Consider the following 26,159-nt stretch of genomic DNA (forward strand, 5'->3'; position numbering starts at 1 on the left):
TTTCATACGGTGGCCACCGTGGTGGTCATGCGGTGCATCCCGGCGGCGGCGCCCCGGGCCTTGAGTGCCATGACGAAAGCGAGGACGCCGGCCACCGCCCGGTAGAAGTCCACCGGGATCTCGTCTCCCAGCTCACAGGCCCCGTGGAGGGCCCTGGCCAGCGGGATGTCCTGGACCATGGGCACGTTCTTTTCCTCGGCTTCTTCCCTGATCCTCGCAGCCACGTGGCCGGCGCCCTTGGCAACGACGCGGGGTGCGGATTTTCCGGGCTCGTATTTCAGGGCCACCGCCACGTGCGTGGGGTTGACCAGGACGACGTCGGCGTCCCCGATCGCCGCGATCATGCGGTTGCGGCTCATGGCCATCTGGCGCGCCCGGCGTTGGGACCGGATCAGCGGATCGCCCTCGCTGTTCTTGTTTTCGTCCTGGACTTCCTTCTTGGACATCCGCGTCTTCTTGCGGTTGCGCCGCATCACGACGAAGAAGTCGGCCGCGGCCAGCACGATGCCGGCGGCCACCGCGAACTGGACCAGGGCGGCTATCCCGCCGGCGGCGGCCTGCACTACCCCGGCGACGGGCAGTCCGCCGGCGGTCAGCAGCACCGGAACCAGTCCCTGCACGACGGTGTAGAGCACCAGCCCCACGACGCTTGCCTTGAGCAGCGCCTTGAGGCCGCCCCACACGGCCTGCGCGCCGAACAGCCGCTTGATCCCGGCGAGCAGGTTGAAGTGTTCGAATTCGAGCCTGAATTTCTTCAAGTGGACACCGCCCTGGAGGGCCGAGCCGGCGAGGACGGCCAGGAACACGACGACCAGCAGGGGTCCGACGATCCCGGCGATGGACGCGAAGCCGGCTTCCAGCGCCCGGACGGCTTTGCCGGGGTCCGGGGCGGACACGATCCCGCGGATGCTGAAGAGCTGGTCCGTGGCGGCGTTGGCGGCCCGGTCCACCGTGCTGGGCAGCATCAGCGCGGCGGCGCCGACGCCGAGCCAGGCGGTGAGGTCCTGGGAACGGGACAGCTGGCCCTTGGAGCGGACCTCCCGCATCCGTTTCTCGGTGGCTTGCTCGGTCTTTTCCTGTGAATCCGCCATCAGCCCACCCCCAGCACGGCTTTGGCCGCCTGCCCGGCGAGGCTGGTAACGAGTCGGGGCAGGGCCAGGAACATGAAGCCGGCCAGCGTCAGAGTGAGCAGGATCTTCAGTGGGAAGCCGAGGGAGAAGGCATTCAGCGCCGGGGCCACGCGGGTCAGTAGGCCGAGCCCGACGTCGGCAAGGAACAGGACCACCAGGAGGGGGCCGGCGATCTGCACGGCGGCAAGGAACATGCCGGACACCGCCGCGATCATGGCCTGCACCGGCTGGGCCAGGTCGATCCCCCCGGCCAGCGGCAGGGCGGCAAAGCTGCCGGTGAGGCCGGTGATGACCAGCTGGTAGCCGTCGGAGGCGAAGAGCAGGGCCAGCGCCGCCATTTGCAGGAGACGGGTGAACTGTGCGCCGTTGACCATCATTTGGGGGTCGTAGGCCTGGGCCATCTGGAACCCGCTGAAAAGGTCGATCAGGCTGCCGGCGGACTGGATGGCGGAAAAGATGACGAGGACCAGGAAGCCCAGGACCAGCCCGGTGACGAGCTCCAGGACCACACCGGTGACGAACCCGGCGGTGTCCCGGGGCGTGTAGCCGCCGGCCAGGCGCTGCGTCACCGCCAGGCCCAGGCCCAGCCCCAGCATGGCCTTGACTCGCCCCGGAATGGCGTGGTGCGAGAAGGGCGGTGCCACGACCAGGAAGGCGGTCATCCGGACCGTAGCCAGCAGCAGGACTTCAAGCCAGGCCGGGTCGATGGGGATGCCCACCTCACAGGCCTCCGAGCAGGGACGGAATCTTCGCGAAGAGGTCGTTGGTGAAGCCCACCATCTCCGAGATCATCCAGTGTCCGCAGACAATCAGGGCCACGGCCACCGCGGCAGCCTTCGGCACGAAGGACAGGGTGGCTTCCTGCAGCTGCGTGATGGACTGCAGCAGGGAGATGGCCAGGCCCACCACCAGCGCCGTGACCAGCACGGGCGCGGAGAGCTTGGCGGCCACGATCATGGCTTGGAGGCAGATGTCCAGGACCGCGTTGGCGTTCATCCTGAACCCGCATAGCTCTGGACGAGCGCGGTGATGATCAGGCCCCAGCCGTCCACGAGCACGAAGAGCAGGATCTTGAAGGGCAGCGAGATCATGACGGGCGGGAGCATCATCATGCCCATGGACATCAGGGCCGCGGACACCACGAGGTCGATCACGAGGAACGGGATGAAGATGACGAAGCCGATGATGAACGCGGCACGGAGTTCGGAGATCATGAACGCCGGGATGAGGGTCTGCAGCGGCACGGCCTCAGGAGTGGCCGGGTTCTCGGCTCCGGCGGCACGGGACATCAGGGCGATGTCCTCCTCGCGCGTGTGGGCGAGCATGAAGTGCTGCAGCGGACCCGATGCGGCGCTGACGGCACCGTTGAAGTCCAGTGTGCCGTTGAGGTAGGGCTGGACACCGAGGGTGTTCATCTCGTTGATGACGGGCCACATCACAAAGATCGAGAGGAACAGAGCCAGCCCGGCCAGGACCTGGTTCGGCGGGATGGAGGGCAGGGACAGCGCGTTGCGGGTCATTGCCAGGACCACAAAGATCTTGGTGAAGGACGTCATCATCAGCAACAGCGAGGGCGCAACGGCCAAGAGGGTGATGCTGATCAGGGTCAGGACAGCGGAGGAAGGTTTCCCGTCCATCCCGTTGATCTGGATGTTGATGTTCCCGCCGTCGGGATTGGCAGGGTCGGCCGGGGGCACCGGCGCAACAGGGTCGATGGGTGCGGCGTGGCCTGCCGAGGCATTGAGCCACAGCAGGAGGACGGCAAAGAGCACGGCGGCGAGCCCCAGGGCCAGGAGCCTGAGGGGTCTTGCGCCAGCTGGTCGCGGGCGGGTGGTGCTGGTGGGGAGCGGGAAGATCAATTGCGGCGTCCGCTCCTGAGCGCGGCGGCAGCCTGCTTCCAGGTGGAGCCGGACAGGATGGAGCCGTGCAGCGGCGGATGGGCCGACCCGCCGCCGGCGCTGACGCGGCCGGCGTGGCCGCGGGCCGCGGATCCGCGGTGAAGGGAGCTGCGGCGGGACGGCGGCAACTCCCGGACACCGTTCTGACCGTCGGCGAAATCGTCGGCGTCGACACCGTCCGCAAAATCGTCGCCGTCAGCGGCGGCATCACCTGCCGGCATGGCCGGCTGGCTGCTGAAGTGGTTGCCGGCGAGCGGGCTGGCGTCAGCGAGGATCCGGGCGAAATCGCCCAGGCCGCGGCTGGTGCCGGGGACCGCGACTTCTTCGGGTTCGGGCGGAATGTCCCCGGTGTGCAGGACGTTGACGGCGTGCTCGGTGACGCCCAGGAGGAAGCGCTGCCCGGCGGCGTCGACCACCACCACGGAGGCTTTTTGTCCGAGGCTCTGCCGGCTGACGATGGTCAAGGCGCGGTCAGCCCGGCGCCGTCCGGTGCCCTTGCCCAGCCGGTGCTGCAGGAACCACATGAGGCCAAGCACCGCGCCCAGGGCCACGACTACCCGCAGCCCGAGGATCAGTGCGTCCATTCAGCTGAGCCCCTCGGCCACGTCGAGGATCCGGGTGATCCGCACCGCGTAGTCCTGGTCGAGGACCACGACTTCGCCGTGCGCGATCAGGCGGCCGTTGAGCAGGACGTCGGCCGGGGCGCCGGCGGAGCGGTCCAGTTCGATGATCTTGCCCGGTTCCAGCGACAGCACGTCCCGGACCGACATCCGGGTGCGTCCGATCTCCACGGTCAGGGCCATTTCAATGTTGTTGATCCGGCCGAGCCGGCCGGCCACGGTGTCCCCGCCGGCGAACAGGTCCCCGCCGCGTTCCTGGCTGTTGCTGTGTTCGCGTAGCCGGACGGCGAACCAGGCCGCGGCGTTGCTGCCGTCGGAGAGTTCAAAGACGGCCGTGTCGGGATCCGAGAGGAGCCCTGAGACGTCGGATTCACGCAGGTCGGACAGGACACCGGCCCCGAAGACTGAGCTGGCGCTTTCCATCGCGGGGCGCAGCACGTCGGTCACGGAGACGTGGCCCAGCTGGGACCCCGCGCCGGCAGCCTCGTCAAGGAAGGTGCGGTCGCTGAGCATGAGGGCGAGGTCGGCGGTCACCGCGCCGACGAAGGTCGCCGTGACCGCCTGCCGGGCGTAGGCCGCCGCGGACCGGGCAGGCACCAGCGCGACAACCTTCAGGGCCACCGGGCTCGGGAGCTCCTCGACGAGCCGTTCCGCCGACATTTCGTGCTTGGTCAGGGTGATGCTCATCGTTGGTTCTCCTCGATTGTGACAATTACTGCGGCCGCGCGGGAGCCGTTGCGGGCCGGGGCGGCAGTGGCCAGCCGGGTTCCGTCCAGGGTGAGGTCAAAGGGCCGGTTCTCCAGGTGCGGCAGTGTCAGGACGTCACCGACGGCGAGACCCAGGACCTGGCTCGGGGTAACGAACGACGTCGAGAGCCGTACGGACAGTTCCACCGGGACCTGCTCCAGTTGGGCGCTGACGCGGGCGGCCGCGTCTTCGCGGGAGTCGGTCGGGTTGACCTTCTTGAGCCGTCCCAGCAGGATTCCGGCCGGAACGGCCAGGGTGGCGGGCGCGTTGACGTCGCCGACGCTCATGGTGAAGGAGGCAACGATCATCAGTTCGCTGGGTGCGGCGGCCTGGGCGAACTGGGAGTTGTATTGGATGGTGTCCACCCGGACGGCCTCGCTGAGCAGCGGGCCCAGGGAATAGCCGAGGTCTTCGAGGGCCTCGTCCATCAGGCCCTTGATCAGCGCCTGCTCGATCTGGGTGAACTTGCGGTCCGGCATGGGCGAATCGTTGGTGGCGCCGAGCATGCGGTTGACCCAGCCGAGGGCGGCCGGGCCGGGGAACTGCACCACGAGCTTGGAATCGTGGGCCTCCACGGTGCACAGGACCATGGCGGTGACGGCGGGCAGCGAGGCGGCGTACTCGTCGTAGCTGAGCATGCTGACGTCTTCCAGGCGCACCACGGACTTGACGCGGACCTTGGCGGTGAGCTGGGTGCCCCACTGGCGGGCGAAGGTTTCGAAGGCGAGCTCCAGCACCCGGCTGTGTTCGCGCGCGAGCGTCGCAGGACGGCGGAAGTCATAGACGCTGACGGTCCGCTCCCGTGCCACTTCCCGCTCATCCAGAACACTCACGGTTGCCACTATCGGCAAGGGAACTCGTGGCGTAAGCAGAACGCCTTAGGCAAAACACGGAGGCAAAAATGCAGGCAAAACTCCGGCAAAGAACCCAGGCGATCCGCCGTAGCCCCGAACGGCTACTTCTCGCTGAGTTTCAAGGCCTCCGGAATCAGTGCCCGGACGACGTCGGGCTTGTCGGAAATGACCACGATGTCCACCCGGCGGTTTCGCTCCATGAGCGCCGGCGTGGAGTCGTCGTTGACCTGGCGGGCAGAACCGAACGCGACGGCACCGATCGTGCCGGGGGCTATGCCGCCGCGGTCCACCATGTACCGCAGGACATTGACGGCGCGCGCCGAGGACAGTTCCCACGTCGAGGGGTAGGCCGTGATGCCGTTCGCGGCGTGGCCTTCGACCATGATTTCCATGCCGGCCGGTTTGAGGACCGGTGAGATGACCTGCAGCACCCGGGAGGCCCGGGAGGTGAGCTCGGGCCGGTCAGGTTCGAAGAAAGCCTGCGATCCGACGAGCTTGACCGTCAGGCCGCGCTGGTCGATCTGGAACTCGACGTTCTCGCTCAGCCCGGCTGCCGCCAGGCCGGCCTGCATTTTCTGCTGCAAAGCCTTGAGTTTGTCCACTTCCTTGATCGCTTCAGCCATATTCTCGGGGGATGCGGTGGCCGCGCCCTTGACGGCGGCGAACGCCTCGAGGTCCTCTTTCACGAGTTCCGGCGGCACCACTGTGCCCGACGCCGTATCCACCGTTTCCGTCGCGACTGCGCCGAATCCCGTGGCTAGGGAGTTGCGGAGCTTTTCAAACTTGTTGGCGTCCACCGTGGACATCGCGAAGAGGACGATGAACATGCACATCAGCACGGTGACCATGTCCATGTAGGACGCCATCCAGCGTTCGTCGACGTGGTGTTCTTCCGGCTTCTTCCGCCCGCGCCGCCTGGGGCTCACGCTGCCTCGTCCATCCTGTCGGACTTGTCAGCGCCGGCCTTCTTGCCGGAGCTCTTGAGCTGGTGCTCGGGGACCATGGCGCGGAGCCGTTCGGCCAGCAGAAGCGGCTGGGCACCGGACTGGACCGACAGCATGCCTTCCATGAGCAGCGTCATCCGTTCGATGTCCAGTTCCGAGAGCCGGGCCATCCGGGCGCTGAAGGGAAGCCAGATGAAGTTGGCGGACAGCAGGCCCCACAGGGTGGCGACGAAGGCTGCCGCGATCATCGGGCCGAGGTGGTCCGGGGTGGAGAGGTTTTCCAGGACGTGGGTCAGGGATACCACGGTGCCGATGATGCCCACGGTGGGGGCATAGCCGCCGAGACTCGCGAAGAATTTGGAGTTGGCGTGATCGCTCCGGGACTTGGAGTCGATCTCGTCCTCCATGAGCATCCGGAGGTCCTCGGCGTCGGTGCCGTCGGCGATGTTCTGCAGTGCACGGGCCAGGAAGGGGTCCTTGACGCTGGCCGCTTCCTCTTCCAGGGACAGCAGGCCCTCGCTGCGCGCCTTTTCGGCGAAGCGGACCATCTGGTCAATGCTTTCCTGCGGCTTGGCGGTTTTGCCGAGGAACATCTTGGGGAGGGCTTTGAAGGCCTGGACGACGTCTTTGAGGGTGTTTCCGGCGATCCCGACGGCGAGCGTGGCGCCGAAGACCAGGATCATGGGGGCCGGGAGGAGCAACGCCGACAGGCTGGCGCCCTCGAGCGACACCATGGCGATAACGGAGCCAAAGGCGAGGAGCAGTCCGATGACTGTTGCGGGATCCATCGTTACTTTCTGGGTTGCGCGGGCGCCGTGGGACCGGCGCCGTCGTCGTAGGGGTCGTCGTCCGGGTCTTCAGTCCGGACCAGGCTGAGGGGATAGCCGGTGATGGCCGGAAAGTCCCGGGCTTTGCTCAGGATGTAAGCCCGGTACTCTGCGATGAGCTCGACCACCTCGGCGAGGCTTTCGAGCACCACGTAGGCGGCGCCGTCGAGTGTCACCAAGTGCGTATCCGGGCTCTCGTGGATGCGTTCAATGAGGTCCGGATTGACCGCGAAGCGCGTTCCGTTGAGGCGTGTGACGACGATCATGGGCCGATTCTGCTCTGTGAGGGGAAGGGTGTTCTCCTCCGTACTGTCGGCAGCCGGGGCCCCTTCGTTAGGCGCCGTCGTCAGGCGCGTTGTCAACGTGCCGGTGCCCGGGGGCGGCCGGCGCAGCAACATTCCCCGTGCCAAGGCCGCCGCGCGGTATTAGGGTGGGATCTGACGGGGCCACCCGGCCCGCCCCGTTGGACGTCTGCTCCACCGCAGTTCGTCCCGTGCAGTTGGCCCAGTGCCAGGAAACGACGGCCGCCCGCCTCATCAGGAAGGCCAGCCATGGCGCCATTTCCGGATTTTGAGCAGCCGTTGAACCCGTTTCCCCGCTACGCAGCCATGCGGGACAGTGAACCCGTTTTCCAGGACCCGGACACGGGCGTCTGGCACGTGTTCCGCTACGACGACGTGCAGCGGGTCCTGTCCGAGCACGCCACATTTTCTTCCCGGATGGGCGGGGACAACCCCTCCGAAACGGGCCAGCTCTTCGCCGCCAGCCTGGTCAACACGGACCCGCCGCGGCACCGCCAGTTGCGTTCGCTCGTGACGCAGGCGTTCACACCGCGGGCAGTCGAAGCGCTCGCCCCGCGCATCTCGGAACTGACCGGCGAGTTGCTGGAGCCGGTGGTGGCCGGCGGCGCCACGGACCTGATCGAACAGCTCGCCTATCCGCTTCCGGTGATCGTGATCGCCGAACTCATGGGCATTCCGGCCTCTGACCGGGACCGGTTCAAGCTGTGGTCCGACGTGATCGTGAGCCAGACCCGCCCGGGCGCCGACGATTCCGTCCACACGGCAGCCAACCGGGAAATGGCGGAGTACTTCATGGCCATGATCGAGGAGCGGCGGCACCGGCCGGGCAATGATTTGATCAGCGCGCTCCTCGCGGCCGAGATCGACGGGCAGAAGCTCAGTCCCATCGAGTTGCTGGGATTCTGCAGCCTGTTGCTCGTGGCGGGAAACGAGACCACCACCAACCTGATCGGCAATGCGGTGCTGTGCTTCACCGAATCGCCGGGCACGGCGGAACGCCTCGTCGCCGAGCCTGCCCTGCTCCCGCACGCCATCGAAGAGGTGCTGCGCTACCGCTCCCCCGTCCAGTCCATGTACCGGCTCTCAGCCGTCGACACGACCGTGCGCGGCCGCACCATCCCGGCAGGCTCGCCGGTCATTGCCTGGATCGGCTCGGCGAACCGCGACGGGGAGCAGTTCCCGAGCCCGGACGAGTTCGACGTCGAACGCTCACCCAACCGTCACCTCGCCTTCGGGCAGGGCATCCATTTCTGTCTGGGGGCGCCCCTGGCGCGGCTGGAGGCCAGGATCGCGCTGGAGGCCGTGCTCTCACGGCTGCCGGGGCTTGCTGTGGACCCCGACGCGCAGTTGGAGCGGATGGAAAGCATGATCGTGTACGGGGCGAAACGGCTTCCCGTGACCTGGCAGGCTGCCTGACGGCGGGCACGGCGTCAGGGGCGGCGATCGTGACCGTCTCCGGCGCCCTCGAGGGCGGTCCCGAACCATGTCGGCAGGTGGTGGAGCAGGTCGTCCTGGTCGTCGCCGATCCATGCGACGTGGCCGTCCGGCCGGAGCAGGACCGCGGGCGCGTCCAGTTCCCCGCTGGTGTCCGCGACGTGGTCGATCCGGTCCGCCCATCCTGCCACGGAGAGTTCGCCGGTCTGGTCCAGCAGGAGCCCGCGGCCTTTGCGGGTGAGTTCGTAGAGACGGCCCCGCGATAGAGGAATGTCGCGCAGTCGCCTGCCGAGCAGCTCGGGTCCTTCGCCGAAGTCGTAGCGGACCCCGATCGCGGTAATCTTCTCGGCCAGGAAACGGCTGACGTCCTCGAAGTCCATCAGCTCGCTCAGCAGCCGCCGCACGGCCTGCGGGCCGGGCTCGGTGGACAGCAGCTCGCTCTGGGCGCGGGTGATGGTCAGCACGCCTTCGGCGACCGGGTGACGCTCGGCGTAATAACTGTCCAGCAGCCCGTCCGGCGCCCATCCTTTGACCTCGGCGGCGAGCTTCCAGCCGAGGTTGAAGGCGTCCTGGATGCCGAGGTTCAGTCCCTGCCCTCCCAGTGGCGGGTGGACGTGCGCCGCATCGCCGGCGAGCAGAATGCGGCCCACCCGGTATTGCTCGGCAAGCCGGGTGGCGTCGCTGAAACGGGACAGGGAGCGTGGTGAGTGGACGCCGAAGTCGGTGCCTGCGAACGCCCGCAGCTGCGTCCGGAACTCCTCCAGCGTCGGCGGGACGGAGCGGTCCTCGGCCACGGCCGCCGCGGGCACGACGGCGCGGTACAGGCCGTTTCCGGCGGGGCCGATGCCGAACCCCTTGTGGGTCTTGCGCACCTCCTCGGCCACCGCGGCCAGCTGGTCCGGCGCCGCGGTCACCTTCACCTCGCCCAGGAGCCACTCGGTCTTGGCCGGCTCGCCGGGGAAGCCGATGCCGAGCAGTCTGCGCACCAGGCTGCGTCCGCCGTCGCAGCCGACCAGCCAGCGCGAGCGCAGCCGTGTGCCGTCAGCGAGTTCGACGCTCACCGCGTCCTCGTCCTGCTCGACCCCTGCCACCTCGCAGCCGCGGCGGATCTGGGCGCCGAGCTCACCGGCGCGCTCGGCCAGCAGGCGATCGGTGACCGGCTGGGGGATGCCAAGGACGTAGCCGTGTGCGGTGTCCAGGTTCACCGGCCGGGGCTTGTCGATCCCGGCGAAGCGACCCACGCCGCCGGGATACTGTTGCCCGTGGGCGAGGAACCGGTCCAGCAGCCCGCGCTGGTCCATGATCTCGATGCTGCGCGGGTGCAGGCCGAGCGAACGGACCGCCTGGCTCGGCTCCGCGTCCCTCTCCAGCACGAGCACGTCCACGTCGTGCAGCCGCAACTCGCTGGCCAGCATCATCCCCGTCGGGCCGCCGCCGCTAATGATCACGTCGAAAATATGGAACCCCAATCCCAGAAACTCACTTTCCGGATTGCCCGGCTGCGTCCCGCAACCTGAAATGCGGGGGTGAGCCCGATCAGTACTCGCCCTTGATCACGAAGTAGGAGCCGCGAATAACGCCCGCCAGCTTCGACTTTTGGCGGGCGAACTTGAAGCGCGGCGCCAATTCCTCCGGAACTTCCATGCCGTCGGCAAGTTTGAACCCCACCGCTCTTTTCCCGCCGTCCTCGATGCTGTACATGACGTTGACCGACAGTCCCGACTCGTAAAAAACATAGGCCATCCGCAAACCGTCGACTTCGAAGGCGGTCGCCTCCAGCGGGCGGGAGCCGATCACGATCTCGCGTTCATCCCGGAGGATGCGGCTCACCCGGTCAACCACGTCAGGAACTTCGCTCGCGGGGCTCACGGTGAAGGCGTGGCCGTACTTATTCCGGTAATAGCGGGCCTCGTTGGCGCGCAACCCGGCGAGGGCCTCGGAGACGGGGGAAGATTCCAAGCCGACGGTAGAAACGGTCTCGAAGTCAACGATGTACGGCATGTGCCCTCCTGGACAGACGTGTTGGGACCAATGCTAACGCGACGACGTGCTGCCGCTAACGCGACGACGTGGCTGCCGGACGCCGGAACGCAAACGCCCCCCTGAGGTGTGATCCGGGGAGACAGCTCCGGGTCCGGCAATACCGGAAACCCGAAGCTGTCTCCCGAATCCTTAGGGGACAAGCACGATTCCGCTCATTAGCGCTTGAGCTGGGTCAGTTCCTGGAGAACCTCATCCGAGGTGGTGATGATGCGGGCGTTGGCCTGGAAACCGCGCTGCGCAACGATCAGGTTGGTGAATTCCTGGGACAGGTCCACGTTCGACATTTCCAACGAGCCGCCGGTCAGGGTGCCAAGGCCGGGGTCGCCCGCAGCACCGAGCTGCACGCCGCCGGAGTTGCCGGTTGCGACGTAGGAGGAGCCGCCGGCCTTCTCCAGGCCGCCCGGGTTGGTGAACTTGGCGAGGGCGATCTTGGCGAGGACCTGCTTGATGCCGTTGCTGAACGACCCGACCAGGGAGCCGTCGCTGCCCAGCGTGTAGGACTCGAGCTTGCCGACGGGGGCACCGTTCTGGCCGCTGACGGTCAGCGAGCTCATGGCAGCGTAGCCGGAAACCTTGGAGACATCGATGGTGATGCCGTTGACGGTGACGTTGCCGCCTGCGGTGGGCTTGCCGTTCGTGTAGGTCACAGACCCGGTGGCTGTGGTGCCGTTGTCGTCGGCGGCGATGTTCCAGGTGCTTCCGGCCTTGGTGAAGGTCATTGACACGCTGCGTTCGGTGCCGGCGGCGTCGTAAACCTTGACCAGACGGTCCAACTTGGTGCCGTCGACGGCGTCGCTGGGCAGGTTTCCGTCCAGCGTCACCGAGTCGGTCTTCTTGGCCACCATGGTGTTGGGGTTCAGCGTAATGTCGCCAACGGGGCCTCCCGCGTTGATCACACCGTTGGTGGCGGTCCAGCCCTGGAGGATGCCGCCGTCGGGGCTTACGAGCTGGTTGGCTGCGTCCGGGCTGAACGCGCCGGCGCGGGTGAAGAGCTGGCTGCCGCCCTTGCTGGTTACGAAGAAGCCGTCACCGGAAATCATCAGGTCGGTGGCCCGGCCGGTGCTCTGCGAAGAGCCCTGGGAGAAGTTGGTGGTGACGCCGGCAACCCGGACGCCCAGACCGATCTGGGCGGGGTTGCTGCCGCCGGTCGCGGCCTGCGGGCCGGTGGCGCCCTGCTGCAGCTGGGACAGGGTGTCCTGGAACTGGGTGGAGGAGGCCTTGAAGCCTGCGGTGTTGACGTTGGCGATGTTGTTGCCAGTAACGTCCAGCATGGTCTGGTGGGCGCGGAGGCCCGAGATTCCGGAGTACAGCGAGCGGAGCATGGGAACTGCCTTTCTACGGGTGAAGAACTGGTTAGGAAGCGGCCGGAGCGGTAAGCCCGGTGATGGAGTCGAGGGGAACGGAAAGGTCGCCGATCGTGACGGACGGAACCGATCCCGCATAGCTGACGGAACTGGCGACGCCGGTCCCGGTGGTGCCGTCCGCGAGGGTGTAGCCGACCGAGTGTCCGATCAGCTGGGCTGCCGCCGTCCGCATCTGGAGGGAGAAGCCCTCCTTGCTGTTGGTGGTCAGTTCGGTCATTTTTTCCATCATGGAGAGCTGAAGGGTCTGGCTCATCATCTGGTTGGTGTCCATGGGCGCGCTCGGGTTCTGGTTCTTGAGCTGCGTCACGAGCAGGGACATGAACACGTTGGCATCCATGGTCTGCGAGGGTGTCCGCACGGCAGAGGCCTGGGTGGCCTCCCCCGCCGCCGTTACCGGCTGGGATGCGATCGGCTGAATCGTCATAAGTCGCGTTCCTTCGTGTCAGACAAGAATGTCGAGGGTGGTCTGGGTGCCGTTCAACAGCCTGGCGGTGCGTATGGCTTGATCATCGGCCAGCGCATCCCAGCGGTTTCCGGGCCGCGGCCCGTTCCGGTCGCCCGGGCCGGAGCCGCTGCCGCCGGGGCCCGAGCCGCTGCCGCCGGGGTCCCGGCCGGTGGCGAACTGGCCGCCGGTCCCCGTCCGGTCCTGGCCCGTGCCGTGCTGGGCCCCGTGCTGCCCGAAACCGGGACCGTTGTGGTCTGAGAGGTCAAGGCTGGCCGCGAATCCGGCGCCGTGGAGTTCCCTGCGGAGTTCGGGCAGGATTCCGCGGACCGCCTCACGTCCCGCATCGCCCGGGGCGAACAGCTCAATCCGGACGCCCACGGCGTCGATCTGGGCCCGGACGGTCAGTGGACCGAGATCTTCCGGGCTGACCTTGAGGGTCATGATGTGCTGGCCCTGGGGTGCCCCCACGAGGGTGAAAAGCGGTTTGGCCAGCTGGGACTGGAGGGGCGCCGCGTAATGGGGCGCCGGCGGGGACGCCGACTGGAACGCCGGCTGCGCAGCGGTCTGGGCAGCCGGCTGGGGCACGGCCTGGGCCACGGTTGCCGCCGCCAGAGTCGGCTGGACGGGGATGGTGGCCGCCGCGGGGGCGTCGCTTTCCGGATTGGACCGAGCCTGGGCGGCGTTGGGCACCGGTACCGCGACTGGTTCCGTCAGGACGCCGGCGTGGAAAGGAACAGGTCCTGGAGCAGGGGCGGGTGCGGTTCCGGTTCCGGTTCCGGTTCCGGTTCCGGTTCCGGTTCCGGTGGACATGCTGCCGGAGGATCCAGTGCCGGCTCCGGGGATGCCGGATGGCGCCGGACCGGACGGGGTCGTGCCGGGTGAGGTGGTCGGCGACGTCGGCGCTTGTCCGGGCGCGGAGGGAGCGACGGCGGCGACGTCTGATCCGTTGACCGCCCGCGCGGACACGGCCGCGGTGGTGGCCGCCGGCGACGCACCATGACCAGACCCAAGTCCCTGGGCGGTCTGCGCCGCCGCTGCCGCGCCCGGTGCCGCGGCCGCGGCCGGAGGTGTGGCGCCGGCCTGCACCGGGACTGCCTGCGTTGGCCCGGCAGGTGCAGCAGCCTTGGGTGGGCCACTGAGCACCGGAACGGGACCGGTCGCAGGGGTGGTCCCTGCGGCGCCGGTGGCAGTCGAGGCCAGCGGCGCGGCCGCAACAGCAGCCGGTGCGGTGGCCACGGCGTCGACGGGCGCAGCCGTCGGGGCAGGATCGTTCCCATTGACCGGCCGGTTGACCGGTCCGCCGGCGGCGGCCTTGGGCCCGGCCAGCGGGACCGCGCCCGCCGTCTGCGAGGCCGCAGCGGCGTTCGGCTTACCGTCCGGCATGGTCCCAGCGGGGACGGCGGCCACAGTCTGGCGCCGCGTTGCGGCCAATCCCGGGGTCGCAACGGCCGGGGAATGCGCGGCGGCGGCCGGCAACTCGTCGGGAAGGACCGCCGAGGCCGCGGACGCAGTGACGGCCGGTGCGGCAGTACGGGAACCATCGTTGCTGTCCGTCGGCGGGGCAACCGCCGGCGCCGATTGTCCGGGCAGCGCAGCCTGACCAGCCTGACCAAGTTGTGTATAGGAGACAAACTGGGCCGGCGGGAATTCGGCCGGGCCGTACTGGGCCGGCGGGAAATCGGCCGGGCCGTACTGGGCCGGCGGGAATTCGGCCGTGCCGTACTGGGCCGGAACGTACGGGGCCGGAACGTACGGGGCCGGCCCGGGGCTGGTGATACCGGACGAAGCAGCGTCGGTCCGCGGCGCGGTCCCGGAAGCAACGTCGGCCCCCGTCACAGTGTTCGCAGCGGTGCCGCTCAGCGAAGCGGGGTCCGTGGCGCCGTCGGGCTGCGGCAGTTCGGCCGCCATGTCATCGGCCGCCGGTACAGCCTTAGCGGCGCCAGGCTCTGCCGCGGTGCCGTTGCCCGCTGCGCCCTGGACGTCGTTGAGGACTGCGTCGAAGGACGCGGCGGCTGTGTTTCCGTTTTCGCTGCCGGGCCGCGGGTCCACGCCCTGCCGGGCCGCCCGGACGGCCGCCCCCAGCGCGCCCGCAAGCTCCGTCGATGCCGCCGCCTTCATGATGCCGCCCCTGCGGGAACGATGCGCCGGATGGAGGTCAGGTTAGACTGCTGCTCCCAGGCATCGCGGATCTGGATGGTCTTGCCCGGCACGGGTGCGTCGATCGCCTTGCCGTTGCCCAGGTAGATGGAAATGTGGTTGCCGCCGAAGCTCACCAGGAGGTCTCCGGGTTTCGCTTCTGCGAGGGACGCCACCGGGGTGCCCTGGCGCATCTGGTCGCTCACCACGCGGGGAAGCTCCACGCCGAGGTCCTTGAAGACCCGCTGGGTGAAGCCGGAGCAGTCCATGCCGGAGGCCGGATTGGTGCCGCCCCACACATAGGGAACACCGATGTACTTCTTCGCCACGGCCACCACGTCATTGCCCGTCGCGGCCCCACCGGTATGTACGGTTCCGGCTGCCTGGGCGCCGGTGAGCGCGGCCGTCCCGGCCGCCGCAGCGCTACCTGGTCCGAATGTGCTGCCAATGCCCAGTGACGTGCCCAGTGAGGAGCCCAGGCCCAGGCTGTCCGTGAGGGAGGCGGCATCCGTTGCGCCACTGCCGCCCAGTGCCGCGGCAAGTGCCTGGGTGAACGTGGCGGAGTCGCCGGTGCCGGTTGCGGACGCGAGCGAGGTAGCCGCAGCCTTGGCAGCGGCTGCGCTGGTTTCCGCGGCCGCAGGCCGGCTCAATTCCGCGATCATCGACTGGATGCCCTGCATCCGGCCGATCGCTTCAGTCATGCTCATGGCTTCACCTGCTGCTCATCGCGGTGCCAGAGCGTCGAGGCGATCTCATCGAGGGCCGACTGCTCGGCGCGCAGGTCCGCGGAGTTGACCTCGGCGTCGTGCCGGGCTTGCAGTTTTTCCAGCCCCACGGACCGCGTGCGGGCAGCGATGAACTCGGCCCGGGCGTTGGCTTCGTCGGCCTCGGCCAGGTGGGTGAGGTTTTGCAGGTCCGCGAGCATGCTGTGCGCGGATGACCGGGCGGCCGCCACTGCGCGCAGTGAGGCCGAGCTGGAGATGGGGTCATCCGTGGCGGCAAGTTCGCGGCGGGCGGCGGCTTCGCGGACCCGGACGGAGCTGGAACGTGAGCGGGCGCGCGCCAGCCCGGTTGCCGCCTGGTCCTGCTGGAGCTGGCGGAGGCGCAGGAGGCCGGCCAGTGAGAATTCGCGGTTCATGCTGCTGCTCCCAGGATCGAAGTGAGGTGGCCGAGCCGTTGCCAGGACTCGGGGTGGGCGGTGGATTCGTCCATCGGCTGCTGGAGGAAACCGCTGACGTCGTGCTCGTGGTTCAGCGCAGCGTCCACCAGCGGGTTGGTCCCGGCCTGGTAGGCGCCGACGTCGATCAGGTCCTGTGCCGCCTTGCGGGCCGCGAGGACCCGGCGGAGCGTGGCGGCGGCGTCGAGGTGTGGCCGGGAATTGACCTTGCTGGCCACCCGGGACACGGATCCGAGCACGTCCACGGACGGGAAGTGCCCGGTGACGGCGAGTTTGCGGTCCAGCACCACGTGGCCGTCCAGGATGGAGCGGGCGGCGTCGGCGATGGGCTCGTTATGGTCATCGCCGTCCACGAGCACGGTGTAGATGCCGGTAACGGAGCCGGTCTCGGCCGTGCCGGCACGCTCCAACAGCCGGGCCAGGATGGAAAAGGTCGACGGCGGGTAGCCGCGGGTGGCAGGGGGCTCGCCGGCCGAGAGGCCAATCTCGCGCTGCGCCATGGCCACCCGGGTCAGGGAGTCCATCATGAGCACCACATCCTGGCCCTGGTCGCGGAAGGACTCGGCGATGCGGGTGGCGGTGAAGGCCGCGCGCATGCGCATCAGGGCGGGTTCGTCGGAGGTGGCGACCACCACGACGGAGCGCGCCAGGCCGGCGGCGCCGAGGTCGTCTTCGAGGAACTCGCGGACTTCGCGGCCGCGTTCGCCAACGAGGGCGATCACCGAGACTTCGGCGTCGGTTCCGCGGGCGATCATCGAGAGGAGGGAGGATTTGCCGACCCCGGAGCCGGCAAACAGGCCCATGCGCTGGCCCTTGCCGAGCGTGGTCATGGTGTCCAGGACGCGCACGCCGGTCTGCAGCGCGGTGTCGATGCGGGCGCGTTTCATGGCGTTCGGTGCCTCGTTGTCGATCGGCACGCGCGGCCCGCTGAGCAGCGGACCCTTGCCGTCGATCGGGCGTCCCAGGCCGTCAAGGACCCGGCCGAACAGGCCCCGCCCCGTGGGAACCAATACCGCGCTGCCTTTGGCGCGCACCGGGTCACCGGCAGCCACGCCGGCCAGTCGGCCCAGCGGCATGCAGCGCACGGAGCCGTCCAGCGCCGCGACGACTTCGGCGTCAAGGCCCGGGTTCCCGCCCACGGTCACGAGGTCACCAAGGGCGCAGTCCAGACCCGACACTTCCAGGCCCAGCCCGATGACCGAGGTGACGACGCCGACCCGTTGCGGGGCGGCCGCGGCCAGCGCGGCGGCATAGTCGGCGCCCTTCGGCCGCCACTCGGCGATCATGCCTGGCCCCGGTAGGCGCCGGCACCGAATTCGGCCCGGCCGGATTCTCCCGGCACGGTGTCTCCCGGCACGGCGTCTCCCGGCACGGTGTCTGCCACCAGTGCATCTCCCAGCGGGCCCTCTGCCGACGCTGCCTCTCCCAGCAGCGCCATGCGGGCACGTCCCAGGGCGGTGCGGAGGCTGGCGTCGAACCAGCCCTGCTGGTATTCGACCTTCGCGTCGCCGCGGCCCAGGGAGGGGTCCGCGATGAGCGGCAGCCCGGCTGGCAGTTCCTGGCCTTCCCGGCTGAGGACGTCGATGTCCGCCGGGTGCAGCCGGATTGCCAGTACCGTGGCGGAGTCATTCCCGGAGAGGGCGCGGGCCAGGGCGGCCCGGGCGGTCCGGGTGCCTTCGGCCAGTTCGTAGCCGAGGATGGCCTCGGCCAGTTCCAGCGCCGTGCGGGCCAGGATTTCCTCGGCGTCCTGCAGCGCCTGCACGTTGCGGTGCGCAAAGTCTGTCCTGGCGACGGCGAGGGCGCGCACGGCACGGTCCAGGTCCTGCTGTCCGGCGGCCAGGGAGGCAGCCTGCTCGGCGGCCATCCGGTCCCGCCAGCGGCGCTGCTCTTTCGCTGCGGCGCGCACACCGGCGGCGTAGCCCGCGGCGTGGCCTTCGGTGTAGCCGGCCTGTTCGGCGGCCGGGCCGTTGGCCCGCAGTGACGGGAAGACGACGCGCGCCGGGGCGTTGGCCGCGCCGTTGTCAGTAGACATAGTCTTCTTCGTCCCCGCGCTGGATGGTGATCTGGCCTTCGGCCTCGAGCTCGCGGATGGACCGGACGACGGCGGCACGGGCCTCTTCGATCTGCGAGGCACGCAGGGGTCCCAGGGCGGCGATCTCGGATTCGAGGATTTCCAGGTTGCGCCCGGAGACGTTGGTGGTGATGGTTTCCAGGACCGGCTCGGAGGCACCCTTCATCGCCATCGCCAGGACGGCCGCGTCGAGTCCGCGCAGCACCAGCTGCACGTCGCGGCGTTCCAGCTTCACGATGTCGTCGAATGTCACCATCTGGGCCCGGATCTCCACCGCGAGGTCGGGATCGAGCAGGTCTAGGCCGTCCAGCACGGACCGTTCCGTGCCGGCGTCGGTCCGGTTGATGATCTCCAGCAGCGGCTGGATGCCGCCCACCACCTTCGAGGCCTGCTGGGACACGGCGGCGCCGCCGCGGAGTTTGAGGGTGTCGGCGACGATCCCGATCGCCTCGGGCGCGCCGGATCCCATGGTGGCGATGCTGAGCGCGACGTCGGCGCGCAGCGAGCCGGGCAGCCCGGACATCACGGCCGAGGCCTTGCGCGGGCTGAGGTGGGCGAGGACCAGGGCGATGGTCTGCGGCAGTTCGCCGTCGATCAGGGCCAGGATCTGCACGGGTTCGATGTCTTCGAGGAACTCGAAGGACTTGCCGGCCATATTGACGGTCAGGCGGTTCATGAGCCCGGCGGCCCGTTCCGAGCCGAAGGAGGCCTCCAGCAGGCCCTCGGCGAGTTCCCGGCCGCCCCGGGCCTGGCGCGTGGTTGTCATCGCGGCCTGGTGGAAGTCCTTCATGATCTGCTCGGTGACGTCAGAGTCCACCTTGCGGAGCTTGACGATCTCCCCGGCAATCTCCTCCGCCTCGGTGTCCGTGAGCTGGGCCATGACCTTGGCGGCGTTCTCGGGGCTCATCTGCATCAGGACGACGGCGGCGCGCTGGGTGCCGGTCAGGGGCGTATCGGTGGGTTTCATGCCGGTTGCCTGTCATCCATGAGGCTGCGCAGGTAATCGGCGGCCCGTTCCGGGTTGGCGGCGACCATGTTGTCGATTTCAAACCGGCGGCGCTCGGATTCCAGCTGTTCGGTGCTCGGGCCCGGAAGCGGGGGCAGGGCGGTGATCGGGATCGCCGACGTCGCTGGCGGAAGGGCCACCACAGGCGGGGCCACCGGCATGATCTCCAGGTCCAGGCGTTCGCCGAGGTCCACGGGCTCGCGCTTCTGGCGGCGCCGCAGGATGATCGTGACCACCAGGGCCAGGATCAGCAGGCCCAGCAGGATGCTGCCTGCGGTGACGAGGGTTCCGAAGAACGCGGCCTGCTTCTCGGCTTCGGCGTTGGCCTGGGCCTCGGCGAGCGCCTTGGCGGCGTCGTCGGCGGCTGCGGTGCTGAACGGCACAACCTCGACCGTGACAATATCGCCGCGCGCGGTGTCGGCCCCGGCTGCGGAGGTGACGAGGTTCTTCAGCGACGCCAGGTTCAGGCCGCCGGCGGCGGCCTGGCTGACGGCGACGGAAATGGTCTGCCGCTTGATGGCACCGGCCGGGATGGTCCGGTCCTCGGTGACCTTGTTGACCGCGTTGTTCTTGGTTTCGGTGGAGGAATCGAAGTTGCCGTTGCCGCTCGTGCCGCCGGGAACAGCGATGTTGTCCGGGCCGAGGACGCCCGCGGCGCCTCCCCCGGTTCCGGTGTATTTCTCGGTCTTGGACGATTCACTCAGCGGCAGGGCGCCCTCGGCATTGGAGAAAGTCTCGCTCTTCTGCTGCGCCGATTCGCCCGTCACATCGGCGGCGACGGCGACCGTGGAGTTGCCCGGGCCCACCACGCGGTCCATGACCGCGCGGACGGCGTCCGAGGTGCGCTGCTGGTAGTCGCTGGCCTGCTTGGTGGACGATCCTGCGGTCCCGCCGCCGACGGTGGAGAGCACGTTGCCCTGCGAATCGACCACGGAGACGTTGGACGGCTTGAGGTTTTCGATGGCGGCGGAGGTCAGGTGGACGATCGCCTGCACCTTGTCACCGGTCAGGGCGGCGCCGGCGTCGGTCTCGATGAACACTGAGGCGGTGGTGTCCGGGGCCTTGGACACAAACACTGTTTTCTCGGGGATGGCGAGCCGGACGGCGGCGGTCTTCACGCCGTCCATGGCGGAGATGGTGCTGGCAAGTTCGCCCTCGAGGGCGCGCTTGTACGTGACGGACTGCTGGAATTCCGAAGACGTCACGCCCATCTTGTCCAGCAGGGAGTAGCCGGTGGCGGCGGCAGTCGGCAGGCCCGCGGCCGCTGCCTTGAGGCGCTCGTCGTAGACCTTGTCCTGCGGCACCAGGATGGTGGATCCGCCGTCGCTGAGCTCGTACTGAACGTTGTCCTTGCGGAGCTGTTCGACGATGCCGTTGGCGTCGGTGGTCTGGAGGCCGGAGAACAGCGGGGTCAGCACAGGGCGAGTAAGCCAGGCGGACAGGGCAACAATGCCCACCACCAGCAGGGCAGCGCCGATCACGGCGATGGTGCGCTGGCCGGCGGTGAAACTCTTCAGGCCCGCGCCGAAGCGCTGGAAGAAAGCGTTAATCTGCGGAGGCATCAGGCCTGCATCCTCATGATCTCGTTGAACGCGTCAACGCCCTTGTTGCGCATGGTGGCCATGAGCTCCAGCGTCACCTGCGCCCGGGTCGCGGCAAGCGTGGCGTTGTGGATGTCATCCAGGTTGCCGGTCACGGCGGACACAGCCAGCTGGTTCGACGTCGACTGCAGCTGCTGGAGGTTATCCACCGCGCCGGTGAGGGAAGTGGCGAAGGCGGAGCCGTCAGTGCCGGCCACGGGTGCCGCTCCGGCGCCCGTCACATAGTTTGTCGGCAGGACGCCCTGGACGGGGGCGATGGGGGCGACAGTCATTAGGAGCGTCCAATCTCAAGGGCGGCCATGTAGGTTTCGCGGGCGCGATCCACCACCTGCGCGTTGGCCTGGTAGCCGCGCTGGGCGATGATGAGCGCACCCATCTGTTCGGCCATGTCAATGTCCGGGTACTTCACGTTGCCGTTGGCGTCCGCCAGCGGGTGATCCGGCTGGTAGACGACCCTGCCCTCGGCGTTGCCGAGCTGGGTGCTCTTGACGTACACGCCCGAGCCCTGCGAGCCCTCCGCGGCCTCGACGTACCGGGCCTGGAAGGCGGGGCCGGACGTGGCGGAGGCGTTGTTCATGTTGGCGAGGTTGTCCGAGACGGCATCGAGCCACTTGCGGTGGACGGTGAGGGCGGAGCCGGCGATGCCGATCATGTCGAAAGTCATCAGCTGGTCCTCAGGGCGGAGCGCACGGCGGTGAACTCGGTGTTGACGGCGCGTGCGGCGAACTGGAAACGCAGCACGGTGTCGATGTTGGACAGGGTCTCGGTGTCCAGGTTGACGTTGTTGCCGTTCAGCTGCGTGGGCTCCAGGGACTCCGCCGTGGTTGCCTGGACGCGGCCGTTCCCGGACTGCACCGACGCTGCGAGGGCGTCCTCGAAGCTGACGCGCTTCGCGTGGTAATTCGGCGTGTTGACGTTCGCGATGTTGTTCGCGATGGTCCGCTGGCGCAGTGCCAGCCCGTCCATGGCGCTGGCCAAGGCGGCGGAAGTCACGGATTCGAGCACAGAGTCCTGCCTGGGAAAGGTGGGTGTGGCCGATCCGTGGCCGGTAATCGAGCGATCCGTGCTCTTACAGTGGTTATCGGCACTGGTCAGCGCCGCGTTAGGCGAAATCAAAAGACTATTTCAGATGTTTTGGAACTCGGGATTCCTAGCCGTTGACATCCAGGTACAGGGCCCCGGCGGACTCCCCCACGCCGGGCACCGACGATACCGCCTGCAGCTGCCGGGCGACTCCCAGCCGCGCCTCTTCCAGCCGGAGGGCAACGCGTTCCTGGGCGGCTGCCAGTGCGACGGCGCGACGCCGCGCGGTCGCCGGCAACGGCCCGTTCATCGACGGCGGAGACCAGCGCTTCTCCGGCCGGGGTTCCGCCACCGATCCCGCGGGAGCGGCGAGCGGGCCCAGCGGATCCTTCAGGGTCCGCTCGGCGGCCTGCACCGCCATTTCAAGCACATCCAGGACGGCCATCCAGGCAGCCAGGGTGGTGTCTTCAGGGATGGCCTCAGTAGGATGTGATCCGGCGTTGCCGGATCCTGCTCCCCCTAGGCCGCTGTCCGAGTCAGCCTGTTCACCCAAAGCCGAGACTCCCTCCGCCGGTTCCGGACCCGGCGTTCCAGGCCCCTGCCGCCGGGAAACCGGCTGGAGTTGCGGCGGGAACCGCAGGCACGGGTACAGCCGCGGCGGCCTCGTGCCAGGTCTGCCGCAGGGGCTCCAAGAGCTCGATCGCTTCCCGGGTTAGTGCCGCATCCCGCTGGATGTTCGCGTTGATCAGTGCCGTGGAGACGTAGTTGTAGACCCCCAACAGGCCGTTGGCCCCGTCCCACGCGTCGACTTTCAAGGACGAGGACAGCTCGGACACGATGGCCTGGGCGTGCAGCAGGTTTTCCGATGCGGTGGTCCAGTCGGCCGTCTGCTGCGCCGTTTCCGCCCGGCCCAGGTCAAGCAACAGGCGGTCGTAGAGCATGGTGAGCAGACGCGCCGGCGGGGCCGAGAGGACCGAGTCCGCGAGGTACTGGTTGCGCTGGCCGGCATTGCCGTAGCTGCCGCCGAAGGAGGTCAGAGTCATGTTGAAGAGCTTCCTGAAGAGAGGCCTGCGAGTTGGGAAGACAGCCAGGACGATTGAGCCTTCATGCCGCTGAGAGCGACCTCCAGCGCGGAGTAGGTCCGCTGCAGCGTGGTCCGACGCATCTCCAGGCGGTCGTCCCAGTCGGCGATCTGCTCGGTGTAGTCCTTCGCGGCGGACTGTTGTCCCTTGATCTTGGTGCTGAGCAGCCCAGTGGCGGGATCAGATGCCTGTTTGGCGGCGTCCGCCACGCGGCCGGCGATGGTGGCCACGGCCGCCATTGTCCCTGTGGGGTCCTTCGCCAAAGCGTCACCGAACTTGGTGGCGTCGAATTCCATCGTCCCGGTCTTGGTAACGCTGATGCCCAGTTCGGAGGGTGACTTTCCATTGAGTGGCTGTGATGCCGCGGCGAGGATCGCCCCGCTGACCTGGCGGATGGTGCTGTCTCCGGTGAACACGCCGCCTGAGGTGATGGGGTTGCCGGAGGCGTCGGTGCTGCTGACGACGGCGCTCTTGGTGGCGATCTGCGCCAGGACTCCGTTGACGGAGCCGACCAGATCAGAGGCAGCCTTGCTGATCTGGGCGTTGTCACGGGCCACGGTGACGCGTGTGGGAGTGGCAGAGACCTCGGAGACGGTCGCCGAGACGCCGGGCAGGAGTTCCGCGAAAGTGTTTGAGGACGAATTAAGCGTCACTTCGGCATCTGTTCCGGCCCACAGCTTGATCTGCGCGTCCTGTGCAGGCTGCACTTTTATCAGCCCGGAGGTTCCGTCCGGATCGGCGATGCTGAACCCGCCGGCGACGCCGGACTTGGCCGCGGCAAATTGCAGCCTGTACTCGCCGCTGCCCACGGAAACTTTCGATGCTACAACGCCGGCGCCGGAGAGGTTCACGGCGGAAACGACGTCGTCAAGAGAGGAAGTGAGCGGAGTGACGGTAATGGCCTGGCCGCCCTGACCGGTGACCGTCATGGTGGTGTAGGGCCACGCGGCGAGGTTCTTGCTGACGGAGACCTGGGTCTGGGCCAGCTGGGAGACGGTGAAATCCACCGCTCCGGGTTTCGCCCCGGCACCGACCGTGGTGGCGACCTTGGCGGAGCTGCTTGACGCTGAGTACAGTTCCAGGCTCTTGGGGTCGGAGAGTTTGCCGGCCTTGGTTGCGAGGTCCGCGACGGCGGTATTGAGTCCCTGCAAGGCCGAGATGCGGGTTTGGACAGTTGCGGCCTTGTTCTTGATGAGGCTTTGCGGGATTGCTTCCACCGCCATGAGGGAATTGATCAGGGCTGTGGTGTCCAAACCGCTGGAAAGTCCGTCGATAGAAAGTCCCATGCCTGCAACTCCTTAGAACAATGGGCGACTGAATCAGTAATGGCCGGTGGTACTGCACAGCGCCCGGGGAGAAGAATTCTCCCCGGGCGCCACGTGCAGTCTGAATTACCTAGCGGAAGTCACCGGAGTGATCGCTTCCCGCTGTGGTTTAGCGCAGGAGCTGCAGAACACCCTGGTTGGACTGGTTTGCCTGGGCCAGCATTGCGGTGCCGGCCTGGGACAGGATGTTGTTGCGGGTGAACTTGACCATTTCCTCAGCCATGTCCGTGTCGCGGATACGGGAGTTGGAAGCCGTCAGGTTTTCCTTGCCCACGTTGATGGTCTGCACAGCCGACTCGAGACGGTTCTGCGAGGCACCCAAGGACGCACGAGCGGTCGAAACCTTCGTGATTTGAATGTCCAACATTGCAATGGACTTCTGAGCTGCGTCTGCGGAAGAGAAGTCGAGCCCAGATGCCGTACCCACAGAGCCGATCTTGGTGGGGTCAAGCTGGGTATCGAGACCAGCATTAGCAGACGTCGCATCAACGACGCCGCCGTCTTTGGCGGTGACCACAATTCCGGTTCCGGCCCCGTTGGCATCCCGCACAGTCGAAGCAGTGAAGTGAGCTGAGAAGTTGGCGTCCTTGTTCAGCGCGCCAGCGAATTCATCAACGCTCTCGAATCCAGCGTTGACCTGCGTGGAAGACGAACCCGCAATCTTGTCATTCAGCTTGCCGGTTTCGATAGTTGTCGTAACGCCGTCCTTCACAGAAGTGAAGGTGTACTTGCCCGTTGTGACTGATGCAGCCAGATCTGCCAGGCCCGTGGAAGCGGTGAGGTCGAACTGCGTGCCAGCTGATGCAAGTGAGCCATCTTTTAGCGCTGACGTAATAGTTGAAACATCAGCGCCGGCGAGGTCAACCGAGATCTGGCTGGCCGCGTCACTATTCGCGCCGACCTGGAAAGCCAACGACGACTTGGAGCCGTTCAGCAACTGCGTTCCGTTGAAGTTGGTGGATCCGGCAATACGGTCCAGTTCCTTCACGAGGCTGTCAGCTTCGGTCTTGATGGCACCGCGGGATTCTGCGTTGTTGGTGTCGTTTGCCGCCTGGACTCCCAGGTCACGCAGACGCTGCAGGATTGAATGGGTCTGGTTGAGGCCGCCTTCAGCGGTCTGAACTGCGCCGATGCCGTCCTGGGCGTTGCGAGCGGCAACCGTGAGACCGCCGATCTGGGACTTCAGGCCTTCGGACAACGCCAGGCCGGCCGCGTCGTCGCCGGCGCGGTTGATGCGCAGGCCGCTGGAAAGCTTCTCCAGCGACTTGGACAGGTCGGTCTGGGTGTTGCTGAGGCTGCGGTAAGCGTTGTTCGCAGCCAGGTTGGTGTTGATCTGCATTCCCATGATGTTTCCTCCATGATTGGGACGATGTGCGATGGCCCATCCGTGGGCCTTCAGAAGTAGTTATCGCCATTTGGCCAGCACACGTAAGGAAGATTCCAAAAAGAGTTTTCATTTCAACGCCCGGCCTTCACATGGACGTTATCGGCCTTATTGCCGCTAACGGATCCCGTATCCCTGCCGATAGTTTCTACGAACCCTGCTGAAGGCCGAATCGTCCGCACGATGAAATCGACGCCCTCGGCACCACCGCACCTGTCACCTGCATCATTCACACATGAGGGAGTCCTCCGGACCATGGCCATCCACGAACTTTCAGCCCTGCTGTGGCGGGAGCGTGAACTCCTGGACGTTCTCACCTTCAAGCTGGAGGAAGAGCAGTTGCTGCTCACCGCCGGCAAATCCCGCTGGCTTCCCCACGGCACCAAGGAAGTCGAGCAGGTTCTGGAACACCTTTCCAAGGCGAGCCTTGCCCGCACCATCGAAGCCGCCGTCGTGGCCGAAACCTGGGGACTGCCCACTGACGCGTCCCTGGGTGAACTCGCCGCTGCCGCGCCGGAAGGCGCCTGGTCCGAAATCCTCACGGCCCATCTGACGGCCTTGACCCACCAGACGACACTGATCAAGGAACTGCGCGACTCGAACGAGCAGTACCTGCGCACCGCGGTCCGTTCCACCCAGGAATCCCTCGCCGATCTGAGGCCCACCGCTGCGGCCGGCACCTATGACGCCCAGGGCAAGACCGGGGAAACTGCAGCCTCGCGTATTTTCGACAAGCAATTCTAAGG

Annotated in this window: 30 protein-coding genes; 2 read left to right on the forward strand and 28 right to left on the reverse strand. The window is 67.5% G+C overall.

What is annotated here, in order from left to right:
- Positions 1–2 precede the first annotated feature (2 nt).
- The 10 genes from AC1DN2_RS19090 to AC1DN2_RS19135 form a co-directional block, all read right to left on the reverse strand.
- Entirely contained in the window at positions 3–1,091 is a 1,089-nt protein-coding gene (locus AC1DN2_RS19090; protein ID WP_223914313.1) for an EscU/YscU/HrcU family type III secretion system export apparatus switch protein, read from the reverse strand.
- Positions 1,091–1,849: a flagellar biosynthetic protein FliR gene (locus AC1DN2_RS19095; RefSeq protein WP_476851539.1), complete on the reverse strand. Its 759-nt coding sequence runs from the start codon at positions 1,847–1,849 to the stop codon at positions 1,091–1,093. Before AC1DN2_RS19095 ends, AC1DN2_RS19090 begins: the two co-directional genes overlap by 1 nt.
- A gap of 1 nt (position 1,850) precedes the next feature.
- Positions 1,851–2,126 (reverse strand): flagellar biosynthesis protein FliQ, encoded by a 276-nt coding sequence (gene fliQ, locus AC1DN2_RS19100; RefSeq protein ID WP_079555610.1) that lies wholly within the window; start codon positions 2,124–2,126, stop codon positions 1,851–1,853.
- The gene (gene fliP, locus AC1DN2_RS19105; protein ID WP_476851540.1) at positions 2,123–2,989 is read right to left on the reverse strand and encodes a flagellar type III secretion system pore protein FliP; all 867 of its coding nucleotides are present in this window, start codon (positions 2,987–2,989) and stop codon (positions 2,123–2,125) included. Before fliP ends, fliQ begins: the two co-directional genes overlap by 4 nt.
- Positions 2,986–3,612 (reverse strand): flagellar biosynthetic protein FliO, encoded by a 627-nt coding sequence (fliO, locus tag AC1DN2_RS19110; protein WP_476851541.1) that lies wholly within the window; start codon positions 3,610–3,612, stop codon positions 2,986–2,988. The genes fliP and fliO overlap by 4 nt, the downstream gene beginning before the upstream one ends.
- Entirely contained in the window at positions 3,613–4,335 is a 723-nt protein-coding gene (fliN, locus tag AC1DN2_RS19115) for a flagellar motor switch protein FliN (RefSeq protein WP_028277087.1), read from the reverse strand.
- The gene (locus AC1DN2_RS19120) at positions 4,332–5,228 is read right to left on the reverse strand and encodes a flagellar motor switch protein FliM (RefSeq protein ID WP_223914317.1); all 897 of its coding nucleotides are present in this window, start codon (positions 5,226–5,228) and stop codon (positions 4,332–4,334) included. The genes fliN and AC1DN2_RS19120 overlap by 4 nt, the downstream gene beginning before the upstream one ends.
- A gap of 122 nt (positions 5,229–5,350) precedes the next feature.
- A complete protein-coding gene (locus tag AC1DN2_RS19125; protein ID WP_079555607.1) occupies positions 5,351–6,175 on the reverse strand; it encodes an OmpA/MotB family protein in 825 nt (274 codons plus the stop codon).
- Positions 6,172–6,981 carry a motility protein A gene (locus AC1DN2_RS19130; RefSeq protein ID WP_028277084.1) on the reverse strand — a complete coding sequence of 270 codons (810 nt, stop codon included), beginning with the start codon at positions 6,979–6,981 and terminating at the stop codon, positions 6,172–6,174. Before AC1DN2_RS19130 ends, AC1DN2_RS19125 begins: the two co-directional genes overlap by 4 nt.
- A gap of 2 nt (positions 6,982–6,983) precedes the next feature.
- Entirely contained in the window at positions 6,984–7,286 is a 303-nt protein-coding gene (locus AC1DN2_RS19135) for a flagellar FlbD family protein (RefSeq protein WP_018775806.1), read from the reverse strand.
- A 285-nt stretch (positions 7,287–7,571) separates the two neighbouring features.
- Here AC1DN2_RS19135 and AC1DN2_RS19140 point away from each other — a divergent pair, with 285 nt between their 5' ends.
- The gene (locus tag AC1DN2_RS19140) at positions 7,572–8,738 is read left to right on the forward strand and encodes a cytochrome P450 (RefSeq protein ID WP_476851542.1); all 1,167 of its coding nucleotides are present in this window, start codon (positions 7,572–7,574) and stop codon (positions 8,736–8,738) included.
- Positions 8,739–8,752: 14 nt separating this feature from the next.
- On the opposite strand, the gene rox is transcribed toward AC1DN2_RS19140, so the two are convergent.
- The 18 genes from rox to AC1DN2_RS19230 form a co-directional block, all read right to left on the reverse strand.
- Positions 8,753–10,213: a rifampin monooxygenase gene (gene rox, locus AC1DN2_RS19145; protein WP_476851564.1), complete on the reverse strand. Its 1,461-nt coding sequence runs from the start codon at positions 10,211–10,213 to the stop codon at positions 8,753–8,755.
- 79 nt (positions 10,214–10,292) lie between these two features.
- Positions 10,293–10,757: a phage tail protein gene (locus AC1DN2_RS19150; protein ID WP_476851543.1), complete on the reverse strand. Its 465-nt coding sequence runs from the start codon at positions 10,755–10,757 to the stop codon at positions 10,293–10,295.
- Between the two features lie 197 nt (positions 10,758–10,954).
- Entirely contained in the window at positions 10,955–12,121 is a 1,167-nt protein-coding gene (locus AC1DN2_RS19155; RefSeq protein ID WP_028277079.1) for a flagellar hook protein FlgE, read from the reverse strand.
- A gap of 31 nt (positions 12,122–12,152) precedes the next feature.
- Complete coding sequence (locus tag AC1DN2_RS19160) at positions 12,153–12,587, reverse strand: flagellar hook assembly protein FlgD (protein WP_018775811.1); 435 nt, start codon at positions 12,585–12,587, stop codon at positions 12,153–12,155.
- Positions 12,588–12,605: 18 nt separating this feature from the next.
- Positions 12,606–14,726 (reverse strand): flagellar hook-length control protein FliK, encoded by a 2,121-nt coding sequence (locus AC1DN2_RS19165; RefSeq protein ID WP_476851544.1) that lies wholly within the window; start codon positions 14,724–14,726, stop codon positions 12,606–12,608.
- Positions 14,723–15,451: a C40 family peptidase gene (locus AC1DN2_RS19170; RefSeq protein ID WP_476851545.1), complete on the reverse strand. Its 729-nt coding sequence runs from the start codon at positions 15,449–15,451 to the stop codon at positions 14,723–14,725. Before AC1DN2_RS19170 ends, AC1DN2_RS19165 begins: the two co-directional genes overlap by 4 nt.
- Positions 15,448–15,882: a flagellar FliJ family protein gene (locus AC1DN2_RS19175; RefSeq protein WP_026538968.1), complete on the reverse strand. Its 435-nt coding sequence runs from the start codon at positions 15,880–15,882 to the stop codon at positions 15,448–15,450. The genes AC1DN2_RS19170 and AC1DN2_RS19175 overlap by 4 nt, the downstream gene beginning before the upstream one ends.
- Positions 15,879–17,207: a FliI/YscN family ATPase gene (locus AC1DN2_RS19180; protein ID WP_223914323.1), complete on the reverse strand. Its 1,329-nt coding sequence runs from the start codon at positions 17,205–17,207 to the stop codon at positions 15,879–15,881. Before AC1DN2_RS19180 ends, AC1DN2_RS19175 begins: the two co-directional genes overlap by 4 nt.
- Positions 17,204–17,953 (reverse strand): FliH/SctL family protein, encoded by a 750-nt coding sequence (locus tag AC1DN2_RS19185; RefSeq protein WP_476851546.1) that lies wholly within the window; start codon positions 17,951–17,953, stop codon positions 17,204–17,206. Before AC1DN2_RS19185 ends, AC1DN2_RS19180 begins: the two co-directional genes overlap by 4 nt.
- Positions 17,943–18,959: a flagellar motor switch protein FliG gene (gene fliG / locus AC1DN2_RS19190; RefSeq protein WP_476851547.1), complete on the reverse strand. Its 1,017-nt coding sequence runs from the start codon at positions 18,957–18,959 to the stop codon at positions 17,943–17,945. Before fliG ends, AC1DN2_RS19185 begins: the two co-directional genes overlap by 11 nt.
- Positions 18,956–20,560, reverse strand: coding sequence for a flagellar basal-body MS-ring/collar protein FliF (gene fliF, locus AC1DN2_RS19195; RefSeq protein ID WP_028277074.1), 1,605 nt, complete (start codon positions 20,558–20,560; stop codon positions 18,956–18,958). Before fliF ends, fliG begins: the two co-directional genes overlap by 4 nt.
- Positions 20,560–20,871 carry a flagellar hook-basal body complex protein FliE gene (fliE, locus tag AC1DN2_RS19200; RefSeq protein WP_028277073.1) on the reverse strand — a complete coding sequence of 104 codons (312 nt, stop codon included), beginning with the start codon at positions 20,869–20,871 and terminating at the stop codon, positions 20,560–20,562. Before fliE ends, fliF begins: the two co-directional genes overlap by 1 nt.
- On the reverse strand, positions 20,871–21,263 hold the full coding sequence (locus tag AC1DN2_RS19205) for a flagellar basal body rod protein FlgC (protein ID WP_028277072.1): 393 nt from the start codon (positions 21,261–21,263) through the stop codon (positions 20,871–20,873). The genes fliE and AC1DN2_RS19205 overlap by 1 nt, the downstream gene beginning before the upstream one ends.
- Positions 21,263–21,604 (reverse strand): flagellar basal body rod protein FlgB, encoded by a 342-nt coding sequence (gene flgB, locus AC1DN2_RS19210; RefSeq protein WP_028277071.1) that lies wholly within the window; start codon positions 21,602–21,604, stop codon positions 21,263–21,265. The genes AC1DN2_RS19205 and flgB overlap by 1 nt, the downstream gene beginning before the upstream one ends.
- Positions 21,605–21,749: 145 nt before the next feature.
- Entirely contained in the window at positions 21,750–22,175 is a 426-nt protein-coding gene (locus AC1DN2_RS19215; RefSeq protein WP_476851548.1) for a hypothetical protein, read from the reverse strand.
- Positions 22,168–22,665 (reverse strand): flagellar export chaperone FliS, encoded by a 498-nt coding sequence (fliS, locus tag AC1DN2_RS19220; protein ID WP_476851549.1) that lies wholly within the window; start codon positions 22,663–22,665, stop codon positions 22,168–22,170. Before fliS ends, AC1DN2_RS19215 begins: the two co-directional genes overlap by 8 nt.
- Positions 22,662–23,990 carry a flagellar filament capping protein FliD gene (gene fliD, locus AC1DN2_RS19225; RefSeq protein ID WP_476851550.1) on the reverse strand — a complete coding sequence of 443 codons (1,329 nt, stop codon included), beginning with the start codon at positions 23,988–23,990 and terminating at the stop codon, positions 22,662–22,664. The genes fliS and fliD overlap by 4 nt, the downstream gene beginning before the upstream one ends.
- Positions 23,991–24,138: 148 nt before the next feature.
- Complete coding sequence (locus AC1DN2_RS19230) at positions 24,139–25,374, reverse strand: flagellin N-terminal helical domain-containing protein (protein ID WP_476851551.1); 1,236 nt, start codon at positions 25,372–25,374, stop codon at positions 24,139–24,141.
- A 294-nt stretch (positions 25,375–25,668) separates the two neighbouring features.
- Here AC1DN2_RS19230 and AC1DN2_RS19235 point away from each other — a divergent pair, with 294 nt between their 5' ends.
- Positions 25,669–26,157 (forward strand): flagellar protein FlgN, encoded by a 489-nt coding sequence (locus AC1DN2_RS19235; RefSeq protein WP_018775825.1) that lies wholly within the window; start codon positions 25,669–25,671, stop codon positions 26,155–26,157.
- The last annotated feature ends 2 nt before the right edge of the window (positions 26,158–26,159 follow it).

The organism is Arthrobacter sp. 01L42 (assembly GCF_056400005.1).

What these genes read in the sequence shown, in the direction of transcription:
- fliE (WP_028277073.1), bottom strand. Translation starts at nt 20,871, where the DNA reads ATGACTGTCGCCCCCATCGCCCCCGTCCAGGGCGTCCTGCCGACAAAC.
- fliO (WP_476851541.1), bottom strand. Translation starts at nt 3,612, where the DNA reads ATGGACGCACTGATCCTCGGGCTGCGGGTAGTCGTGGCCCTGGGCGCG.
- fliQ (WP_079555610.1), bottom strand. Translation starts at nt 2,126, where the DNA reads ATGAACGCCAACGCGGTCCTGGACATCTGCCTCCAAGCCATGATCGTG.
- AC1DN2_RS19130 (WP_028277084.1), bottom strand. Translation starts at nt 6,981, where the DNA reads ATGGATCCCGCAACAGTCATCGGACTGCTCCTCGCCTTTGGCTCCGTT.
- AC1DN2_RS19235 (WP_018775825.1), top strand. Translation starts at nt 25,669, where the DNA reads ATGGCCATCCACGAACTTTCAGCCCTGCTGTGGCGGGAGCGTGAACTC.
- AC1DN2_RS19205 (WP_028277072.1), bottom strand. Translation starts at nt 21,263, where the DNA reads ATGACTTTCGACATGATCGGCATCGCCGGCTCCGCCCTCACCGTCCAC.
- AC1DN2_RS19135 (WP_018775806.1), bottom strand. Translation starts at nt 7,286, where the DNA reads ATGATCGTCGTCACACGCCTCAACGGAACGCGCTTCGCGGTCAATCCG.
- AC1DN2_RS19230 (WP_476851551.1), bottom strand. Translation starts at nt 25,374, where the DNA reads ATGGGAATGCAGATCAACACCAACCTGGCTGCGAACAACGCTTACCGC.
- fliG (WP_476851547.1), bottom strand. Translation starts at nt 18,959, where the DNA reads ATGAAACCCACCGATACGCCCCTGACCGGCACCCAGCGCGCCGCCGTC.
- AC1DN2_RS19155 (WP_028277079.1), bottom strand. Translation starts at nt 12,121, where the DNA reads ATGCTCCGCTCGCTGTACTCCGGAATCTCGGGCCTCCGCGCCCACCAG.
- AC1DN2_RS19175 (WP_026538968.1), bottom strand. Translation starts at nt 15,882, where the DNA reads ATGAACCGCGAATTCTCACTGGCCGGCCTCCTGCGCCTCCGCCAGCTC.
- fliD (WP_476851550.1), bottom strand. Translation starts at nt 23,990, where the DNA reads ATGGGACTTTCTATCGACGGACTTTCCAGCGGTTTGGACACCACAGCC.
- AC1DN2_RS19180 (WP_223914323.1), bottom strand. Translation starts at nt 17,207, where the DNA reads ATGATCGCCGAGTGGCGGCCGAAGGGCGCCGACTATGCCGCCGCGCTG.
- AC1DN2_RS19185 (WP_476851546.1), bottom strand. Translation starts at nt 17,953, where the DNA reads ATGTCTACTGACAACGGCGCGGCCAACGCCCCGGCGCGCGTCGTCTTC.
- AC1DN2_RS19165 (WP_476851544.1), bottom strand. Translation starts at nt 14,726, where the DNA reads ATGAAGGCGGCGGCATCGACGGAGCTTGCGGGCGCGCTGGGGGCGGCC.
- AC1DN2_RS19160 (WP_018775811.1), bottom strand. Translation starts at nt 12,587, where the DNA reads ATGACGATTCAGCCGATCGCATCCCAGCCGGTAACGGCGGCGGGGGAG.
- fliF (WP_028277074.1), bottom strand. Translation starts at nt 20,560, where the DNA reads ATGCCTCCGCAGATTAACGCTTTCTTCCAGCGCTTCGGCGCGGGCCTG.
- fliN (WP_028277087.1), bottom strand. Translation starts at nt 4,335, where the DNA reads ATGAGCATCACCCTGACCAAGCACGAAATGTCGGCGGAACGGCTCGTC.
- AC1DN2_RS19140 (WP_476851542.1), top strand. Translation starts at nt 7,572, where the DNA reads ATGGCGCCATTTCCGGATTTTGAGCAGCCGTTGAACCCGTTTCCCCGC.
- AC1DN2_RS19170 (WP_476851545.1), bottom strand. Translation starts at nt 15,451, where the DNA reads ATGAGCATGACTGAAGCGATCGGCCGGATGCAGGGCATCCAGTCGATG.
- AC1DN2_RS19150 (WP_476851543.1), bottom strand. Translation starts at nt 10,757, where the DNA reads ATGCCGTACATCGTTGACTTCGAGACCGTTTCTACCGTCGGCTTGGAA.
- AC1DN2_RS19090 (WP_223914313.1), bottom strand. Translation starts at nt 1,091, where the DNA reads ATGGCGGATTCACAGGAAAAGACCGAGCAAGCCACCGAGAAACGGATG.
- fliS (WP_476851549.1), bottom strand. Translation starts at nt 22,665, where the DNA reads ATGACTCTGACCTCCTTCGGCGGCAGCTACGGCAATGCCGGCCAGCGC.